The organism is Microbulbifer variabilis ATCC 700307 (assembly GCF_000380565.1).
GTDB classification, from domain to species: Bacteria; Pseudomonadota; Gammaproteobacteria; order Pseudomonadales; family Cellvibrionaceae; genus Microbulbifer; species Microbulbifer variabilis.
Map to the genome: position 1 here is coordinate 781,954 of NZ_AQYJ01000029.1, position 19,029 is coordinate 800,982.

Genomic DNA, 19,029 nt, shown 5'->3' on the forward strand with positions numbered 1-19,029 from the left:
CAATACATTGTATAGCCGCACTCAATGTTTGTACGAATTTCACTCATAAGTGATTTCTACTACTTGAGTAACAACTAGTTAAATACAACTAAAATAGAGAACTAAGTATGAACATCAAATTAATGCCAGCTATTACTGCTGCTATTTTGCTGGCTGGCTGCTCTGCTACACAAAATACAGAGGATTCAAAGCCTAATGGGAATGATAAAACGGGTAGTTCATGGGGAATTTTAAGTTTAGATAATCTTCCATCTTGGATTCAAGATGAGATGCTGAAAGATAAAATTGTTGATAATAAGTCTTCACTTGAAGTTGAAGGTCTTAATTTCAAAAGAGAAATTTTAGGTAAGGTTGCGGCTTCAAAAAATAGTGATGGAACCTGGTATTACCTAATTGATATTGATACCTCTGTCCCAATTGAGTGTTATATTTTTAATGAATATGATGGCCCAGCAAATTCTCTTTATGGGTTGATTGATAGCAGTTTGGCTCAGGCTGAAGAGCTTAATAATAAATCACTTTCAGCCCGTTTTAACTATGCTGTTGATGTCGGCATTACCGAGAATACACCTTATCTATCACTAGATACCCTTTATTTTCTTGGCGAAAAAAGTGAAGCTGTAGCAGGGTTAATGAAGGGCTTGTCAACGGAAGTTGATGGGAACCTACAGGTCTGTCTGCATAATCAAATGGGATACCACCAGGCTTTTGTTGATGTTTTTGAATCATTTATAGGCGTATCCACAGGAAACAATCAAAGTGCGGAGTTCTTTGAGTCTGTTCATCAGATGAAGCTTAATGATATATCTGTTGGATATAGCTATGAAAAATATACTACAGATGATGAAGGTGATATCAATATTCAAAGCAGAGCCGCCTTTATTTTCCCAGTTGATGCCAGCTCTATATCCGCTTCAGACTTTGTATCTTCTTCCTGGAGTAGGCCGGATGGTTATTTAATTAATGCTTCAGAATATTCAATTGATAATGGTGAGCTGACTTCACATTATTCAATTAAGAACCAAAATGATAAGTGGCTGGTAGGAGGTGAATTCCAGGGCAAAAAGATCAATTCTGAACTGGATTATACCGGTATGTTATTGTCAAACTTTGGTAGTTATCTTCAAACAGCCCACTTAAACGTGTCAGATCAGGATTCTGCTGAATTTTATATGTGGCTATCTGATGCGGACCCTACATCAGCACAAAAAGTCCTGGTAAGCAAGCTGGCTGATAACCCCAGTGCAAACTTTAAAATGGATATAGGCCCGATTGTTATGAAATTTACCGCTGAAGACAGTGGGATTTTCAAGCAGGGAACTATGAAGCAAGGGCCGCTTGTGCTGGATATGGAATTATTGCATGTAAAAGGTGAGCCTAAACTGCCATGAAGCAGTTTTTTCCGCTCCTATTAACTTTGTTGGCACTTGATGTAAATGCACAGAGTGTTCCATTCTTTGCTGAATTGAGCACAGAGCTTGCAACTGATCAGCCTCTGCCTCTTGCTGATACTATTCACTTTGAGCTAGTTTCACCAGAGGCACAAAGGATTGCTACAGCTTTGTTGGATTGGAAGGGCATCACTGTTGAGCACATTAAAGGTGAGTCCTTGTTTATTACCATGAGAACTAAGCCGAATTTTTTTGGTGAAGTTCATGCAAAACATAGAGAGAATAGTTTTGTAATTGACCTGGATGAGGAGAGTACAAAGGAATTTACTTCCGGCTTTACAAGTGGAGTCAGTGAAAATTGGACATTAACAGAGCTAGAATCATATGTAGATGATTATATTGAATATCCTACATATATCCATGGCTTTAATATAGCTTCAGTGGTGGCTACCCAACGTAGCGGCGACTGTACGGAGTATGCGGTGCTTACTACTGCACTTGCTCGATCATTAAATCTTCCTGCAAGAGTTGTTTTAGGCACCGTAATACTTGAAGATAAAGAACAGGTAACGTCTTTTGGCCATGCCTGGGCGGAAGTATGGCATAAAGGCCAATGGCATATTCTTGATTCAGCCTTATACCGCTCTAATGCAGTTCGGCATTTTTATTTGCCGGCAAGTGAGCTGGATAAAGAAGGGCCAGGGTTTTCTTTATCATTGATGAGATCAATTCAATTGTTTCCACAGAGAATAGAGAATATTAAGGCAGTTAAAATTAATTAAATGTTATCTGTTAGATTATCTATAAGATTTATTTCATGGTAAAATGGCCTGATCAGTGAGCTTTGCTGATCAGGCTTTTTTATATGTACTCCAGGTTTTTCTGTCACTGCGAGAGAATACTCAGTATAGCTTTTGGACTAGTGCGAAGTTACCATTCGCGGTCCAAATTTATAGGTTCCATTAGCGTCCCGCCTGCTGATACAACGGATGCTCTGAGCGGCAGGCTGATAGCTGTATAGTTCTGATTTGTTGATATTCAGCTCCATAGCAAGGTTGTAAGTCGGTTACTTCGAGATTGCCATGGGTAATGGTACTGGCCGTACACTTCAACACAGAAGATGATCTTGCCGAGATCGACGGCGTGCTTAATCTTATTACAAATTGCTGGCGTTAGGCTACTAACAACGAATACCGGTTTAGCTAAATAAGAACTTTGGGCTTGCTTTATTTAATTGTCGAATGCCGAGCTATCTCTAGACAGCCAGTATCGATATCCTCCAAAAATTTTATTGTCTGTTATAGTGATTTTAATGGCACGATAATTTCAACGGGCGATATTTAATACATTAGTAAAACCACTGGGAATAAAAATTGATAAGGGGGCAGTTGTTAAGTAATCGAGATGCTTATACTAAGCTTCAGTGATTTGAATCCTTGGTAAAAAGATACACGATTATATTTTGGTTATCCTGAGCGGTGATCCAAATTTTACTATCTTGAAGTCAAAGCTGTCTTGTTTTGAGTGCTCCCTAATTCTTAGAGGCATAAGCGCTGTATTTTTTGATGTAAATAAAAATTTTTGAGTCCATTATTGAAATGCGGCCTTACTTCTCTATATTCATACTGTCAATTATATGCCTACTGTTCTGGAGAATATTCGATGAGTAAGAAATATAGAGGTGGCGCTAATATATTTATTTTATTGTTTGTCTTATTGCTATCCTTTGATGTCTTATCAGGCGAAGCTAAATCGTTTTATTCAAAGTTTGATTTTGGTCAAAGTTCTGAGGGTATCCTGGCTTCATATAAATTGGGGCATTCAGTATCTGGTCAAGAAATTATATATATTGATTATATTTGTGTTCCCGGTGATGAAAGTAAGCCTTGTATACTGGACCTGAATGGTAACTTTCCAACTGTCGAGTATGTAATTGAAGAGGGAGCTTATTTGCATGAAGTTCGCCTCTCTGGGCAAACAACAGTTGTGACCATGGGAGGAGGCCAGATTACCAGCTCTATTCAGGTATTTAACAATTCAGAATTATTTCTGCTGGGTGGAGAGATAGTATCGGTCAATGCTAGGAATACCAGTCGCGTAGTATTAGATGGCGGACAGGCATCAATTGCTCATGCATATGATAGCTCAACGATTTATAGCACTAGTAACTCACCCACAAGATCTCTATTGTCCTACCAGAATGCGTCAATCTATATCTTTGGAGCAGACTACGCGGAGGGTGAGCAGGTTCAACTGTTCTCTTTTGATAATTCAAATTTAAACCTATATGGCGAGAGATTTATCTATATATTAAGCACTAACGGTTGTGAATGGTCTGATAATAATCCTCCGGAAGGTGACCCGGGCATTTATACCAATATCTCTGGACAATGTCTTTCTGTAGGAAGGATAAGTGGAAGCCAGGTATTTATTACATCCACAGCAACAGAGAATGGGGAGGTAAGGTTTATTGACGTTGAGTCATAAACTAACTCCTGAAGGGTAAACTTCATCCGTCCCTAAGCTTTTGGGATGGATGAAGTTTAAAGCATATTACTAAGCCGAGTTTGTATATCGGATTCTACAGCAGGTCACTTCCGCATCAATCGCAATCCATTGAATACCACCAGCAGACTGGTACCCATATCCGCAAACACTGCCATCCACATGGTAGCTTCTCCAGCAAAGGCGAGGATAAGAAATATCGCTTTGATGCCGAGAGCAAGGACAATATTTTGCCAAAGTATATGGGCCGTGGTGCGTGACAAGCGGATAAAACCAGCAATTTTGCCAAGATTGTCATCCATTAAGGCAACATCGGCGGTTTCTATAGCGGTATCTGTACCTGTAGCTCCCATTGCAAAGCCGATATCGGCTCGCGCCAGTGCTGGTGCATCATTGATTCCGTCCCCAACCATACCAACTCTGCCATGACCGGCCAGGGACTCCACCTGCTGCAGTTTATCCTCTGGAAGAAGGTTGCCTTCGGCTCGATCGATGCCTACTTCGCGGGCGATGGCGTCGGCAGTATGTTGATTATCACCGGTTAACATTAGGGTTTTCACCCCTAATTCGTGGAGTTCTTCAATGGCTTTCCGACTGGACTCTTTGACGGTGTCCGCAACTGCGAACAAAGCCATTACTCCGGATTCTCCCACCAGCATAACGACTGTTTTGCCCTGGGATTCAAGTTTGCTAAGCAGCTGTTCAAGATCCGGACTACAGGCCCCAAGCTCTTCTACCAAGCGGTGATTCCCCAGATAGTACCCCATATTAGCTATTTCGCCGCGAACACCCCGGCCGGCCAGGGCTTCAAAAGCCTCAACTTCATGTAGCTCTGCGTTTTCTGCGCTGAGATATTCTGCGACGGCTTTTGAGACAGGATGATCAGAACGTGAGGCCAGGCTGGCAGCTATAGTTCTGATTTCGTCAGGTTCAGCACCTGACCAGGGTTCGAAGTCGGTTACTTCGGGCTTGCCATGGGTAATGGTGCCGGTCTTATCTAGTGCAATCCAGCGCAGGCGACGACCCTGCTCGAGATAGGCACCGCCCTTAATCAGGGTGCCGTGACGGGTTGCTGCCGCTAGGCCGCTGACAATGGTGACCGGTGTCGCAATTACCAGAGCACAGGGGCAGGCGATTACCAGCAATACCAGAGACCTGTATATCCACTCCATCCAAGCGCCGCCGAAAAAGAGTGGGGGTATTAACGCTGTGGCTAAGGCTACGGCAAACACGAGGGGTGTGTACCAGCGGGCAAATTGGTCGACAAAGCGCTGCGTCGGCGCGCGGCTTCCTTGGGCCTCCTCTACCGCATGAATAATCCGGGCCAGGACAGCATCATTAGCGGCAGCGGTTACTTTGTATTCGAGCGCGCCAGATTCATTAATGGTCCCCGCAAAAAGTTCATTGCCGGCCGTCTTGTCTACAGGCAAGCTTTCCCCGGTAATTGGGGCCTGGTTAACTGCGGAGTTGCCTTTTACAACCTTCCCATCAAGGGCGATACGCTCACCAGGTCTTACCCTGACAATGGCTCCTAAAGGTACCTCTTTTGCGCCGATCTCACGCCAACTTCCATCATCCTGCCGTACAGTGGCTGTTTCCGGGGTTAGGCTCAGTAGCTCCCGGATGGCATTTCGAGCGCGGTCCAAAGATTTTGCTTCAATCAGTTCTGCCAGGGTAAATAACACCATTACCATGGCCGCTTCTGGCCAGTGTCCAATTAATATGGCGCCAGTGACCGCAATTGACATGAGCGCATTCATGTTCAGATTGAGGTTCTTAAGCGCTATCCATCCTTTTTTGTAGGTGGAGAGGCCACCGCCAGCAATGGCAGCCAGAGCCAATACAAATACTAACCAGGTATTACCGCCTTGCAGCCAATACGCCAATTCTGATGCCAGAGCTGCAACGGCTGCGGCACCAAGCAACCACCAATTGGCCTTAGCGGCTGGAGGGGCACCCTCGGTATCTTCCTCGGTAGCCAGCCTGGCATCCAGGTCGAGTGGCGTTAATACATCCAGGATCGTCTGCTCCATGCCAGGTGCATGGCCGACCGTCAGGATTCGCTGTACCAGATTGAAGTCGAGGCTGTAGATCCCCTGAATACTGGAAAGCTTGGCGCGTATCAGGCTTTCCTCGGTTGGGCAGTCCATCTTGCCAATGGAGAACAGGGAAGATTCTCCTTCTTTATTGACTGTACTATTGCCGGGTCTTTCGAGTGGCTCTGTGGGCTTTTCACAACCGCAGCCAGTATCGCGCTTTTCCATAGTCAACTCTCGGATAGCTCAAAAGGTGAGCCATTATTACTATCCCTCTAGTAACTATAGAGTCAAGGGGACACCTGCATGCCCGATATGATTGGCGAAGCCAGCTGTGAAGTGGAGGCAGTGCGTTACTACGATCAGGTGGACTCGTTACCGGAACCTGTGCGGACCAGGGATAATTTATAACTTTATTCTGGAGCTCATTTAAAGCAATTTCACTGCATTCGCCACTGCCGTTCATTGGGCATGCCATTGGAAGATACTCGAAATCTGCTCGAACTCAAAGTGCAGCCAATTGAGAATTGCCTGGAAATCAATGAGCTGGTTGATAAAACCTATCCGCCATATTGAGGATCAAATGGATCTGTAGGTACAACTTCGGCAAAGTTTGTAGTAACTACGAGATCAATGTATCGACCTGGAAGCTGCAGGCACCTGTAAAGTCATGCGTATGCTTAGCGATCTCGAATTCTATGCTAAAACAGATTCCCAAGTTTGAAGGGTTTAATTTCGGAAAACTAAGCTACAGAGGTTCATGACTAAGATCTCTTAATTAAAATTCCCTAAGGTGCTCCAAGTGCTCCTGATTTTTTTAGGGAGGCCAGTGATATTAACCAGGTTATAAGGTGGGGCTAAGGGCAATGAGACCGTTCCAGTTAATCACAAATTTACCCAGCGAATAGATGGGCTTTTCTTCGATAATATCGATGCCTACAGGTTTAGAAGGTGCATGGTTCTGCATACGTCTAGATGATGGAAAAACCGTTAAAGCCCTTATTAATCAGATGCTGATAGCGCTTCAGAATGGTATCGCAATGAGGAAAGCTCAGCGTTACCGCCTAGCCTAGCCTAGCCTAGTCTGCTGCTTCTCTTGCCTTTACCCTACATAGAGGCAGTATAGCCTTTTGTCGTGATTAGTAAGCGCTCGTGATCAATCTTTCCAGTTCGAGCAGGTGCTGTTTTTTTAGTGTCTTGAAGGTTTTTGCAGAGTAGAGCTTTTTCAAGGTGGGTTCAGATATCAAAAAATATTGCACGGCCCCAAGTAATTGGTAGATAAAGGCAAGCGGCTTTATCTCTTGAAAGTGTCCCTGTTTCTGGCTCGCTTTCACCAGTCCTTCTAGATGATCGAGAACGGGCTTTAGAAACCACTGATGGGCGTGTTCGGAGCGCTCTTTATTATCTAACAGCTCTCGCATCAGAAGAAGAATAACGCGGTGGGTTCTTTTGTCGGGTGCTGCCAGTACGTTTAATAAGTTCAACAGCTGTTCTCTGGGAGCTAGCTCATGCTCAATGTTGGGTTTCAGGTTCTCAACCAGATGGGTAACAGCGGACTCAAGTACCGCAGCATAGAGTTTTTCTTTGCTGGGGAAGTGGTGCAGCAGCCCTTGTTTGCTGATAGTCAGTTCGGCGGCGACATCATTGATGCTGGTTCCGTAAAAACCTCTCTCAGAAAAGAGAATTTCGGCCTTGAGAAGTAACTTTTCTCGTGTCTTCATTGAGCTTCAATATGGTCTGGCTAGACAGCTTGACACCTTACCGATTGGTAGGTAGCCTGTCAATAAACTTACCGGTTGGTAGGTTCTGATTGCCATAACGCAAGGGATGGAGTATGGACAGACAAACAGAGCTCGATCTTATCCAGCGATGCTGGGGACTGGTACAAGATAAAACCACAACCCTGGCGGATGAGACGGCCAACGCTGATACACGACGATACCGCAGCAAAGAGGTGTTCGAGCTTGAGATGGAGCATATTCATCGTCGTTGGCCATGGCCTCTGGTACATACTTCTGAACTGATTGAAGCGAATAGCCTCAAAGCGGTCGAGACGCCACTCGGCTCTTTGATTGTCAGTCGCGATGCTTCAGGCCAATGGCATGCCTTTCACAACAGCTGTCGTCATCGCGGTGCCACACTACTAGGGGAGGGAGAATGCCGGCAGTCAAAACGCATTCACTGCCCCTATCATGCCTGGTCATATACTACAGATGGCGCGTTGGCCTCGGTTCCTGGTAAGCAACAGTGCTTTCCTGATCTTGATAAGTCAGACAATGGCCTACTCGAACTGCCTGTTAAAGAAAAGCATGGATTCATTTGGCTTTGCCCTGATGGGGCTTCGGCTCCAGACCTGGATGAAGCTCTGGAGGGTATGTCGCAGTCGCTAGCGGCCCTGCAGCTCGATCAGCTCTCTGTTTTTGCGCAACATCGCAAGGTTTGGAACACGAACTGGAAAATCGTGGCAGAGGGCGGTATTGAAACCTACCACTTTTCCTATGCCCACAGCGAGAGTATTGGCCCTTATTTTTATAACAACACCGCGGTCATCGATGCCCTGGGACCCCATCTACGGGTAGTAATGCCGACCAAGGCTTTAGCTACGGTGGTGGAGAAACCCGTCGAGCAACAATCCCTGCGAGAATGCAGTCATACATTGTATTCATTGTTTCCTACCTCGGCCTTGCTGATTCAGCATCAGCATATTGACTGGGTGCAGTTCAGGCCCCTGGCCCTCGATAAAACGGCCATCGCTGTTACCACACTGGTTCCGACTGAGTTGCGGGATACCATGCGGGATCATTGGCAGCGTAACCATGATATTACTGTAGCGGTGTTGAATGAGGACTTTGAGCTAGGGGAGGGTGTTCAGCGCTCCATGAATAACGGTGCGCTGGATCGTATCAATTACGGGAGGAACGAATGGGCCCTAAAGCGGATGAATGGTTTTATTGACGACCTGTTAACGGAGAAATAGTAGGGTTATATAGCGTTTTAGAGAGTGTATTGCCTGGTTTTACAGTCATGTGTAAAACTCGGGAAAACTATAATAATTAGGCGCTCTCAGGTGCTGTAATTCTCAGGTGTTGTTGATTTGACAAATAAATGAGGCCCTTTCTCGTCCATTCGTCAGTAGAAGCGTCGACAAAGGATTTTATCCGTTGCTAGCGCTGCACTGGAAAGCCATGACCCTTCAGAGCTGATCATGGAGAAGATCGTCAAGGTCAGTCAAGTTTCTAGCAAAACCCTGTATAACTATTTTAATAACCGGGATCTGTTATTGTTGAAGCGGCTGTGAATGGTTGCTGGATATCGAGAGTAGTGAGCAGTTGCAGCAAGCTGAACCTGGGCTGGTTAGCCTTTGACCTATAGACTTAGTGCGATTGAGCAGTTTAATCTCAAGCCCGATCGAATTTGTCTTTTCTTTTCCATTTTGATTCAGTATGACAAGGGTAATGATGGAGCGAATCAGCTGAGTACAACTCTATTTAGGGAAAGCAATATCCATCTTGCTGAGAATGGTATGGCGCTGCGTGAAGGCACCATTATAGATGCCACTACTATCTCCGCTCCAACTTCGACAAGTCCGCTAAATGCGGATCTAGGGCAGTAAAAATGGAGATAACTGTATATAGAAAGCACGATTTCGAGTAAAAAGTAGCTATTTTTAGTTATGTGAAGCGTGATGTAACGCTAAAGGCTGGTTTTTCAGAGTATCCCTAAATAGTAGATACCGTACTGTAGCCTGAAGTGTTCTAGGTTTGGGTCATTGAGTGAGTATATTTCTTGAGCAAATGTCGTAACATTTCCGCAATACTTTTTATCATTGGTCTAACCATCTCTATTTGGGCTTTCTTTGCAGAGCCAAATAGTTTCAGAATCCGAGAGCAGACGATAACGATTGATTCCTGGCCAGAAGCCTGTAATAACAAGAAGGTGGCCATCCTTGCTGATTTACATGTGGGCTCTCCGTATAAAGGGGTTGATAGCCTTCGGTGGTTAGTTGATGAAGTAAATGCGAGTTTGCCTGATTTGATTTTGTTACCAGGTGATTTTGTTATCCAGGGCGTTGCAGGTGGCTCTTTTGTTTCTCCCGAAGAGGTTGCCGAGATACTGGAGGAACTGAAAGCGCCCATGGGCGTTTTCGCAGTGTTGGGAAATCACGACTGGTGGCTTGATGCCAAGCGGGTAGAGAAGGCATTCGCTGATCGAGGGATTACGGTACTTGAAGACCGATCAGCAAAGCTGAATAGTGGCGCTTGTAAGTTACGCCTGGTGGGTCTCAGTGATTTTTGGGAGGGGCCACATGATATCGCACAAGCGATGGATGGCATTGATACCGCTGAGAGCATTTTGGCTTTCACGCACAATCCCGATATATTTCCAGAATTACCGAAGCAAATCTCACTGACTATTGCTGGGCACACCCACGGAGGACAGGTTTACCTGCCATTTATTGGGCGCCCGATAGTTCCCTCTCGTTACGGGCAACGTTATGCGATAGGTCATATCGAGGAAGGTGGAAAAAACCTGTATGTAAGCCCTGGAGTAGGGACCAGTATTTTACCTGTGCGATTCCTAGTTCCGCCGGAAGTAACGCTCTTGGCTATCTCTAGTAACTAAGCGTAAGCAAGTGGGGCGTGCAGGATGATGGATTTGGTAATTCTGTTTGATCGGAATAGAGCAGGTACCTTGCCATACAATAGCAATGCTGCTTTGGACTTTCAGGATTGGCCAGATGATAACCGTTAAACGCAAGGTATTGTTCGGTGATTGTGACCCTGCGGGTATTGTATATACCCCAAGATTTTCCGACTTTGCCCTGGAGGCAACTCACGAAGCGATGTCTGTCCTGTTTGACGGCCCAGCCATTAGAAGGATGAAGCAGCTGGGCTTTATAACTCCGGTAAGAGCATTCAACTTGGAATTCCTGACCCCTGTGACTTGGGATCAGGAGTTAAAAATTCAGGTTTCTATCTCAGATATTGGCAACCACTCTTTTAGCTTCCAGCTTGAGGCTTATCTGGAGAGTGGGGCACCGGCTTTTACGGCGAACATTACCTATGTCACTTTATCTGCCTCCGACAGGGTCAAAATCCCTCTGCCAGGTCACCTTAGGGATACTTTGGCTCAAGCGAACCAAGCAAATGCACCATAAAGTAAATGAACTATAAAGGTGGTAGGTGGCGATGAAATCTGCAACTACACACTCCACTCGAAGAGGCCCTTCTCCTCGTTAAGGAAATCGAGCAAGGCCGCGAGTTTCTTCGGTTTGTTCAATCCAGTTCGGTATACGGCATGAATGTTCATTGGTGGTACATGCCATTCTGGAAGCACTTTTACCAACTGCCCGCCAGCCAATTCCTCAACAATATTGTTAATTGGCAATTGGGCGATGCCGAGCCCATTCAACGTTGCATTTTTTAATGCCTGGATGTTAGCGCAAAAGAAATTTCCGCTTACGGATAAGTTGATGGTTGAGTTAGCAGATGTCAGTGTCCATTCCGATTCCCCCGGATTGAATTGAAATCGAAGGCAGTTGTGACCCGCCAGCTCTTCAGGAAGTTGGGGCGCCCCATGCACTGCCAGATATTCTGGATTGGCCACAAGAACCCTGGTGGAGTAGCCGAGCTTGCGGCTTATTAGGCGGTCGTCCTGAATTTCTCCTACTCGGAAAGCCAAGTCGATACCCTGGGCAAATAGATCCTCGAAGTCATAGGTAAGGTTGAGAGAAACCGTAATTTTGGGCCAGCGTTTCAAAAATGGGGGCAAGACCTTTTGTGAGAGAAACTCGCCAAGAGCGGGTGGGGCAGAAACTTTAAGGAGCCCTTGTACCTGTTGCTCCATAACCAGCACATCGTGCTGAAGGGCTTTAAAATCTTCCACCAATTGAAGTGCTCGCTCATAAGCAATAGCACCGACTTCAGTTAACTCAACCCGACGGGTTGAGCGGTCCAGTAACTTTGCTTTCAGATGGGACTCCAACCGGGATATTTCCTTGCTGACTGTGGATTTTGGCAGGCCCAACTGCTCAGCCACAAGTGTGAGATTCAGAGTTTTACTGACCTGGACAAATACCGATAGGGTTCTCAAGCTTACTGTTTCTAAATCACGAACATTCATTTTCAAATTGGGTAATTGTTCATTTATGAGTGGATAATAGAATGGCTTCGTCTTCGAAACAACATGATTCACAGGAGATTCAACCATGTCGAATGAACGAATTGCACTAGTTACTGGCTCTAATCGCGGTATTGGTCTCGAAGTTGCCAAGCAGCTCTCTGACCAGGGGGTCAAGGTAATTCTGTCTGGCCGCAACCAGGAGAAGCTTCAAGAGGTGAAAGCGGCCTGGGCAGGCAAGGTGGCCCCACTGGACACCATAGAATTGGATATCACCAAGGCAAACGACAGGGCGCAAGCAGCTCAAAAAATTGCTGAGCAGTATGGCCGACTGGATATTCTAGTAAACAATGCCGGTGTGATTGTGGAAGGAGAATGGGCGCAGAATAACAGTGAGACTGTTTCCCAAGCTGATCTGCAAACCACCTTCGATATCAACTTGTTTGCTCAAATTGGCCTTACGCAGGAACTACTGCCACTACTCAAGAAGAGTAAGGCTGGACGTATTGTAAACGTTAGTAGCATCTTGGGTTCCCTGGCAGTAAATGCCGATGTTGAATCCGGCTGGAGTGCGGTAAAACCGTTTGCTTACAACGCATCTAAAGCTGCATTAAATATGTTTACAGTTTCCCTGAGCCAGAGCCTTGCAGAGACCAATATCAAGGTCAATAGTGCGCACCCCGGTTGGGTTAAAACCGACCTGGGCACCAGCGCGGCGCCAATGGAAGTTACCGACGGAGCTTCAACGGTTGTAGACCTGGCCCTGATCGATAGCGATGGCCCCAACGGACAATTTGTCCACCTCGGTGAAGAGCAACCTTGGTAAGCACCTTTCGCAATATCAATAGCCTATTTGCTAGCTACCCCTTCACATAGTGAAGGGGTAGCTAGGTGTATGCTCCAGTTCAGTGGGGAAGGCTATCTGCGATCAATGATTTTTTTAACCTTGCCAGCTTTTTTACTGATTTCCCCAGGTTGTAAAATTTCTATATTGATTCTTGAGGCCGTTTCGAGCCCCAGGAAAATCATACGAAGGGTTACATCTGAACTGGTGAGGTTGCTATAAAATAGTCGTGCTAAACGCTCTTTCTCCTGCTGATTGACAGCTTCTCTTGCTTCAATTTCGAAGGTCAAATGATCATGCCCATCGACTTTTTCGATAATGCAGTGATAAAAGGAGCTGAGACCAGCGATAGCAGTGATGGCGTTTTCCAGCGTAATCGGATAGATATTGCCGCCATTGATTGTGAACATATTATCGAGACGCCCCTTGATGGGCCCCAAATAGGTTCCGGGATGGCCACACTCGCAAGGGCCTCTGTGCATCTCCACCAGATCATGTGTGTTATAGCGAATCAGCGGAAGGGCTTCACGCTGCAGAGCGGTTATCACTAATTCCCCAGTGACACCATCTTTACATGGTTCTCCTGTATCGGGGTCAATAACTTCTGCATGAAAGAAATCTTCCCACACATGTAAGTTATGATGCTGGCATTCACTCGCTATTAGCCCAAGCTCAGTATTCGCATACATATTAATCAGCTTGGAGTTGAACAACTGCTCATAGCGAGCCCGAAAGTCTTCAGAGAACAGTTCACCCACCATAAATATATTGCGTATGTTTAAGGATGCCGGTGATTTATCTTTCTCCAGGCAGTGGCGTTCCAGCCGAGGTAATAAAGAGGGAAGGCAGACCATATAATCCAGCTGATCCCTTTGCAGGCTCTGAAGCTGATGGTCAATCCCCAGAAATGAATCTGCGGGAATGGTGAGGCCAAATACTTCAGCGGCAGCATGACAAATCATACCACTGGGCCAGGGGCCATAGGTCATTGCACACAAACATTTATCGAATGGTTCAACACCTGCAAATAAGTAGCTGCGCGCTTGAGAGATTACCGCGTTCTCAATATCTTTGCGGGTATAGGGCACTCGCTTGGGAGTGCCGGTGCTGCCTGAGGTGTGGCAATAGCGAACAATATCGTTAAAAGCCATACTCACTGTCGGCATAGGCTTTAAAAATACTTCAGAGCTTATAATCGGCAGTTGGTGTAAATCTGTACAGGTTTGTATTGCCTCTATATCAACATTGTTTTGCGCAAGTAATTCACGATAGTAGTTGGACTTTGCAACAGCCTCACTGAGCAGCTTCTTGATTTGATTATCTTTAAATGCCTGCTGTTCATTTCTAGACCGGCTATTAATGTGCAGAAAATCTGTCAGTAGTTCGTTATAGTTCATAAATACACTAACTATCTATTTATAGATATTTAACTGGTCGTTCTGCAGAGAAATGCACACGGTGTAATTCCCGCCGTTGATTGTAGTCATTTACCGCATAGTGTAAGACCTGGTGATTGTTCCAAAGCACCAGGGTGCCAGGGCGCCATTGCACTCGGCAATTAAATTCCGGTTTTTCGACGTGCTGAAACAGATAATTTAGCAGGCCCAAGCTTTCATCAGCTGTCATACCCTCAAACTGCGAGGTAGTAGTTCGGTTCAGGTAGAGAAAAGGCTTACCAGTTACAGGGTTTTTACAAACTGCTGGGTGTATTGCAGATTTCAACGGCATTAATTTTAGCGCCCGCTCTATACCGGACCCATCCTCATCCGAACTTTCCATTAATTTTGTTAATGGTTGCTTTTTGAGCATTAGTTCTGTGGTGTGTATCACATTGAGAGAGTTAACTACTTGCTGCATTGCAGTTGAAAGACTCTCATAAGCAAGTGTTGAGCTAGTAAAGAGGGTATCACCCCCCCTGGGGGGAATATCTATACCATACAAAGCGATACCTTTTACCGGATTCGAATAATAGCCCTGGTCATGATGCCAGATTCCCCCAGTATTTTTCTTTTCACCGGCCTCTTTAATGATTCTAGCAACTTGTGGATACTCCTCTGAGTGACCCTGAAAAAAGAAATAATTTTTTTGAAGTTCCCCAAATAAACTGCAGAAGTTGACAAATGCTTGAGTATCCAGGTCCATATCCCTGATAACCAATAGCTCGTGCTCATGCCATAAGTTTTGCAGTGTTAGCCCTGTGCTTTGGTCCATATCGGCTAGTTCATTCGCTGGAATCTCAATGCCGAAATTGCCTGTTAAATAGTTAAAATTCATAAAATGCTCTCTACCTGGGCTGTTGTAAATTGTGACCAGTTCGCCAATTTTAATGCTTCGGGTAAACCACCTGTTGAGCGCATCATTGCGGCTCTAGCTGAGCAAAAAGTTGCTGCGCGGACAATTTCTCTTAACGTATCCAGCTGGTCGTTGACATTGTTAAGTGCGGCCATTCCACAGGGTACGAGGTCCTGATTGTTACCTTCACACGAGAAACTCATCTGACGCACGGGTGTTGACCTGGCTTTTATTTCCTGGAACAGAGCTGACGTCAGCTGGTGAATTCCTTTACAGTGGTTGAACGATTCAACACTCAAATTGTCCGGCAGTCCTCCATTTAAGCGATGGTCCATTAAAATCAATATTTGTCGATCAAGCATCTCGGCCAGGCGATGAATAATTTCCTGCATAAATTCAGCAGAAGCCGCCAGCCCAATCGCATAAAAGAGTCCGCCATGCCAGGGGCCAGACTCAAGAATTAGGGGGTTGTCGGCAACGGCAAGCGCTTCGGAACGAATTTTGGCTTCGGAGTAATCCAATAAGTCAAGACAGTGTCCCAGTATCTGGGGAGCGCAGCGAACTGAATAACGAGCTTGTAATAGACTTTTCTCACCTTCGACAATATTCGGCGATTGTAAATAGTCATGTCGGAGTTGTGTTAGCAAGTTGCCTGCTCGAGCGTAGCTGGTATGTACCTCTCCATAGTGTAAACCTTCCGAGAAATGTTCATCTCCAGCACCTATGGCCAAGGACATCAGCGCTACAGATTTAAAACAGTCCCTTAATAACTTCCTTAATTGATAATCATGCTCGATAGCCCATGAAGCCATCATGGCATTGGTATTTACCAGGCCAATTACGTCGCGGGGGCCTTTTGGCCCATGCTCAAATAGTGGAGATATGGCATGGGCCATAGAAATTAAGTCACCACTGGCACCCAGGCTGCCTTTTCGGGGGACTCTGGGAAGAGTTTCACTGTTTGCCAGCTTAAGAAGTGCTTGGTAAGTGGAAGGGTGGATACCTGACAGGCCGTGAGCTGTTTTTCGAGCTTGTAGTTTTAACGCGCGCCTGACGACCGATTTGGGTAGCGGAGCACCGATACCAACTTGTAAATATTCCAAGAGGTTGACTTGGGTATTTTTCCATTGGTCTGGGTCTAGGCGATTTCGCTCATTCTCACCATAGCTGGTGTGTAGTCCATAGATAGGGTTGTTAGTATCGCCGATCTGATCTTGTAGTAATGCATAGGAGTGTTTAACTCTGGAAATGTCTTTATCACTCGCGATGATTGGGTTGTGTAGGTATCCCCATTCATACCAAGTCTGCAAAGGAAAAGTTAAAGCCATACTGAAATTAGTTTCAGAGGATACTGCATTACTATTCGCTGCTGAGGGATAGCTGAGAGATGATGTAGACACTCTGGCTCCGGAAATTTTTTTGAATAAATAGGAAGCAAAGAAATTAACATGAGTATAAAAACATGAAAAATAGAAGTCGGCGCTGGTTGCCATAGCCAATATCTATGGCAACCAAGAGTATGTCGATGTAGACTCGACAACTGTTTTTTAAGTTAAGTAGCTAAATAAGTTGCGCTCTATGTTCCCACACGCTGATGAACTTAATTATTTTATTGAGGTTGCAAAAACAAAAAATATATCCAGGGCAGCAGAAAGATTGGGGATTCGGCAGCCTAGTTTGAGTGCTGCTATCAAAAGGCTGGAAAGACAGCTGGGTACTGAAGTAATAATACGGGAAAAAACCGGCGTTCAACTTTCACGTGCGGGTCTCAGGCTATTAAAAAGCGCTCAGCAGCTACTAGATGATTGGGATGAGGTTAAATACTCTGCGCTGCGAGAAAATAAAGAGGCCGTTGGCCACTTCACTATCGGTTGTCACAGCTCCATTTCACTACATATGCTGCCTGATGGTCTGCCTGCTTTTATCGCACAAAACCCAGGTATTGAATTAAGCTTTCAGCATGCACTTTCTCGTGAGATTGTAGAAGCAGTGATCAGTTGGAAAATTGATATCGGTATTGTCGTAAACCCTGTATCTCATCCTGATCTGGTGATCAAGCATCTTTGTCATGATGTGGTGAGTTTTTGGCATAATCCTGAGAAAATTCAATCTAGAGACGTACTGATATATGATCCAGCACTGATGCAGACGGATTGGCTACTGAAAACCATTGCTGAAAGAAATAAATATAAACAATATATAAGGTCTTCTAGTCACGAGCTGATCACAAAAATGACATTAGAAGGAGCTGGCGTTGGTATTATTCCTGGTCGTGTTGCGCAGACACTCGGAAGAAACCAGCTTGAATGGGTGAGTGAAGACCAACCAGGTTTTAAAGATGAAATATGCCTGGTGTATCGACGTGAGATAACACATAGCCTGGGTGCTGAAAAGTTAATTGAAGAATTTAAACTTTCTAATTATAAAAAAAATTTCTATTAGGGTAATTAAAATGAATACACTCAATTCGTAATTTTATTGGTAATATTTTGATGTGTAAGCGACTGATGATCAATATCCATGAAGTTTGAGTGGTTTTAAATTGCATGTGATTTTGAATTGAAAAAAAACATCGAGAATTCTAATTATTTAATTAAGAACGGCTCCGAAAAGGGATTGTAGCGAATGCCATGCGCCCGCCCTTGTGAGGTGGTAAATTCATCAGCCCAGCCAATAATTAGCCTGACGCTATTCGCGGCATCCTCCAGAAGCTCTGACTGTTCCGGGTTCAGCCTTAGCCAGGCACTTTGATCTCTATTGGGTGTTACGTAGGCTGAGAGAACTTTGTCAAACTCCGCACCAGTAACAATATGTGAGGCAACCCTGACCCTCAGTGCTTCTGACATTGCTTTGCGGAAATGGACAGCTCTGGTTGGGTGCAGCTTTCCCATTTCTTCCAGTTTGGAAAGTTGAGCTAGGGAACTGACTTCATCTATATCATAGAACCACGCGAGGCCTTTCAATATGAACTGAGGAGCTCGATAAAACTCTCTTTTAACTCGCTTAATGTCAGAATAGGGGGCTGGCGGTTGGAAATTTTTATCATTAATCGCAACTTCCATAGCTTGCAGCCCCTGCTTTCTCTTCCTTGTTAGAAGCGAATTAGAGCCAAACTCAATAGCTTGCTTACCTAAAACAAATTTAACTTCATCCACTAGTTCTCTATGCAGCTTCGGGTTGCCAAAAGCGTGAGCACATTCTTGAAGTCCGCTAACAATATGTTTCCGGAGGTAACGTTTAGGATCACTTGGGTATTGGTAGTACTCTTCAAGAAGCCCCGTTAGAGCAGCTGCGGTATTGGTTAGGTCAAAAATAACTCGATCTTTTTTAATTAGGCCATCTTTGTTATTCCTTTCCATCCATTTCTTTGTCACCATTCCCAGTGGATTTAACCCTCCAGTACAGAAAACAAAACCTTTTCCCGGGCGCAGTGTTTTTATACGACTGTCATTGATATTATCTAGTCGCTTTTGAACGGCGAGATTAATCTTCCTCCATGTTTCCCTTTGATTTTGGGTAATCTTGGGTACTACGATAAAAGCATCTAAGTCTGATTGAGGGCAAGCCTCGCCTCTCGCACCGGAGCCAGTTATGCAGAAAGAAAAATCGGAAGGGCGGCTATGAATTGTAAATTGATCCTTATATAGCCTTTCGATAAAGCCAACTAATTTCTTTGTCCATGATGACATCATTTGCCATGCTGTTTTTTCGTTGTCAAGCATATCTTTGATGTCAGATCTTTGCCCGTCTAAAAAATCTGCAAGACAAAGTGTGCATGTATTTATTAAAGGGCCACTTAGGGATGGGCCTGGGCATAGCTGGCTATTGTATTTGCAAGACA

18 protein-coding genes are annotated in these 19,029 nt (G+C 45.0%); 11 read left to right on the forward strand and 7 right to left on the reverse strand.

What is annotated here, in order from left to right; all coding sequences use genetic code 11:
* Positions 1 to 107: 107 nt before the first annotated feature.
* The 3 genes from G367_RS0122240 to G367_RS0122250 all read left to right on the forward strand — a co-directional run bounded on the left by G367_RS0122240 (position 108) and on the right by G367_RS0122250 (position 3,878).
* A complete protein-coding gene (locus G367_RS0122240; protein ID WP_020415382.1) occupies positions 108 to 1,391 on the forward strand; it encodes a hypothetical protein in 1,284 nt (427 codons plus the stop codon).
* On the forward strand, positions 1,388 to 2,173 hold the full coding sequence (locus G367_RS0122245; protein ID WP_020415383.1) for a transglutaminase-like domain-containing protein: 786 nt from the start codon (positions 1,388 to 1,390) through the stop codon (positions 2,171 to 2,173). The genes G367_RS0122240 and G367_RS0122245 overlap by 4 nt, the downstream gene beginning before the upstream one ends.
* A gap of 880 nt (positions 2,174 to 3,053) precedes the next feature.
* Entirely contained in the window at positions 3,054 to 3,878 is an 825-nt protein-coding gene (locus G367_RS0122250) for a hypothetical protein (RefSeq protein ID WP_020415384.1), read from the forward strand.
* A 104-nt stretch (positions 3,879 to 3,982) separates the two neighbouring features.
* Here the strand turns inward: G367_RS0122250 and G367_RS0122255 are convergent, their stop codons facing one another.
* A complete protein-coding gene (locus G367_RS0122255) occupies positions 3,983 to 6,160 on the reverse strand; it encodes a heavy metal translocating P-type ATPase (protein WP_020415385.1) in 2,178 nt (725 codons plus the stop codon).
* A gap of 219 nt (positions 6,161 to 6,379) precedes the next feature.
* On the opposite strand from G367_RS0122255, the gene G367_RS27220 reads away from it, so the two are divergent.
* Positions 6,380 to 6,508, forward strand: coding sequence for a MerR family transcriptional regulator (locus tag G367_RS27220; protein WP_353056927.1), 129 nt, complete (start codon positions 6,380 to 6,382; stop codon positions 6,506 to 6,508).
* A gap of 563 nt (positions 6,509 to 7,071) precedes the next feature.
* On the opposite strand, the gene G367_RS0122275 is transcribed toward G367_RS27220, so the two are convergent.
* A complete protein-coding gene (locus tag G367_RS0122275; protein WP_020415389.1) occupies positions 7,072 to 7,653 on the reverse strand; it encodes a TetR/AcrR family transcriptional regulator in 582 nt (193 codons plus the stop codon).
* 113 nt (positions 7,654 to 7,766) lie between these two features.
* On the opposite strand from G367_RS0122275, the gene G367_RS0122280 reads away from it, so the two are divergent.
* The 5 genes from G367_RS0122280 (at position 7,767) to G367_RS0122295 (ending at position 11,090) form a co-directional block, all read left to right on the forward strand.
* The gene (locus tag G367_RS0122280; RefSeq protein WP_020415390.1) at positions 7,767 to 8,909 is read left to right on the forward strand and encodes an aromatic ring-hydroxylating oxygenase subunit alpha; all 1,143 of its coding nucleotides are present in this window, start codon (positions 7,767 to 7,769) and stop codon (positions 8,907 to 8,909) included.
* A gap of 174 nt (positions 8,910 to 9,083) precedes the next feature.
* The gene (locus tag G367_RS27225; protein ID WP_083922857.1) at positions 9,084 to 9,230 is read left to right on the forward strand and encodes a TetR family transcriptional regulator; all 147 of its coding nucleotides are present in this window, start codon (positions 9,084 to 9,086) and stop codon (positions 9,228 to 9,230) included.
* Positions 9,231 to 9,293: 63 nt separating this feature from the next.
* Entirely contained in the window at positions 9,294 to 9,545 is a 252-nt protein-coding gene (locus G367_RS0122285; protein ID WP_020415391.1) for a hypothetical protein, read from the forward strand.
* A gap of 173 nt (positions 9,546 to 9,718) precedes the next feature.
* A complete protein-coding gene (locus tag G367_RS0122290; protein WP_020415392.1) occupies positions 9,719 to 10,555 on the forward strand; it encodes a metallophosphoesterase in 837 nt (278 codons plus the stop codon).
* Positions 10,556 to 10,670: 115 nt separating this feature from the next.
* Positions 10,671 to 11,090: an acyl-CoA thioesterase gene (locus G367_RS0122295; protein WP_040629508.1), complete on the forward strand. Its 420-nt coding sequence runs from the start codon at positions 10,671 to 10,673 to the stop codon at positions 11,088 to 11,090.
* Between the two features lie 44 nt (positions 11,091 to 11,134).
* Here G367_RS0122295 and G367_RS0122300 read toward each other — a convergent pair whose 3' ends face one another.
* Positions 11,135 to 12,025, reverse strand: a complete 891-nt coding sequence (locus G367_RS0122300; RefSeq protein WP_169337149.1) for a LysR family transcriptional regulator — start codon at positions 12,023 to 12,025, stop codon at positions 11,135 to 11,137.
* Between the two features lie 115 nt (positions 12,026 to 12,140).
* Between G367_RS0122300 and G367_RS0122305 the strand changes: the two genes are divergently transcribed.
* Entirely contained in the window at positions 12,141 to 12,878 is a 738-nt protein-coding gene (locus tag G367_RS0122305; protein ID WP_020415395.1) for an SDR family oxidoreductase, read from the forward strand.
* 92 nt (positions 12,879 to 12,970) lie between these two features.
* Here the strand turns inward: G367_RS0122305 and G367_RS0122310 are convergent, their stop codons facing one another.
* From G367_RS0122310 to G367_RS0122320, 3 genes are read right to left on the reverse strand one after another with little or no spacing between them, the layout of a single operon-like run.
* Positions 12,971 to 14,293, reverse strand: a complete 1,323-nt coding sequence (locus G367_RS0122310) for a phenylacetate--CoA ligase family protein (RefSeq protein WP_020415396.1) — start codon at positions 14,291 to 14,293, stop codon at positions 12,971 to 12,973.
* Positions 14,294 to 14,312: 19 nt separating this feature from the next.
* Complete coding sequence (locus G367_RS0122315; protein ID WP_020415397.1) at positions 14,313 to 15,170, reverse strand: TauD/TfdA dioxygenase family protein; 858 nt, start codon at positions 15,168 to 15,170, stop codon at positions 14,313 to 14,315.
* Positions 15,167 to 16,588, reverse strand: coding sequence for an aromatic amino acid ammonia-lyase (locus tag G367_RS0122320; RefSeq protein ID WP_169337150.1), 1,422 nt, complete (start codon positions 16,586 to 16,588; stop codon positions 15,167 to 15,169). The genes G367_RS0122315 and G367_RS0122320 overlap by 4 nt, the downstream gene beginning before the upstream one ends.
* Positions 16,589 to 16,766: 178 nt before the next feature.
* Here G367_RS0122320 and G367_RS0122325 point away from each other — a divergent pair, with 178 nt between their 5' ends.
* Positions 16,767 to 17,630, forward strand: a complete 864-nt coding sequence (locus G367_RS0122325; protein WP_020415399.1) for a LysR family transcriptional regulator — start codon at positions 16,767 to 16,769, stop codon at positions 17,628 to 17,630.
* Between the two features lie 143 nt (positions 17,631 to 17,773).
* Here G367_RS0122325 and G367_RS0122330 read toward each other — a convergent pair whose 3' ends face one another.
* Entirely contained in the window at positions 17,774 to 18,910 is a 1,137-nt protein-coding gene (locus tag G367_RS0122330) for a DUF294 nucleotidyltransferase-like domain-containing protein (RefSeq protein ID WP_020415400.1), read from the reverse strand.
* Positions 18,911 to 19,029 lie beyond the last annotated feature (119 nt).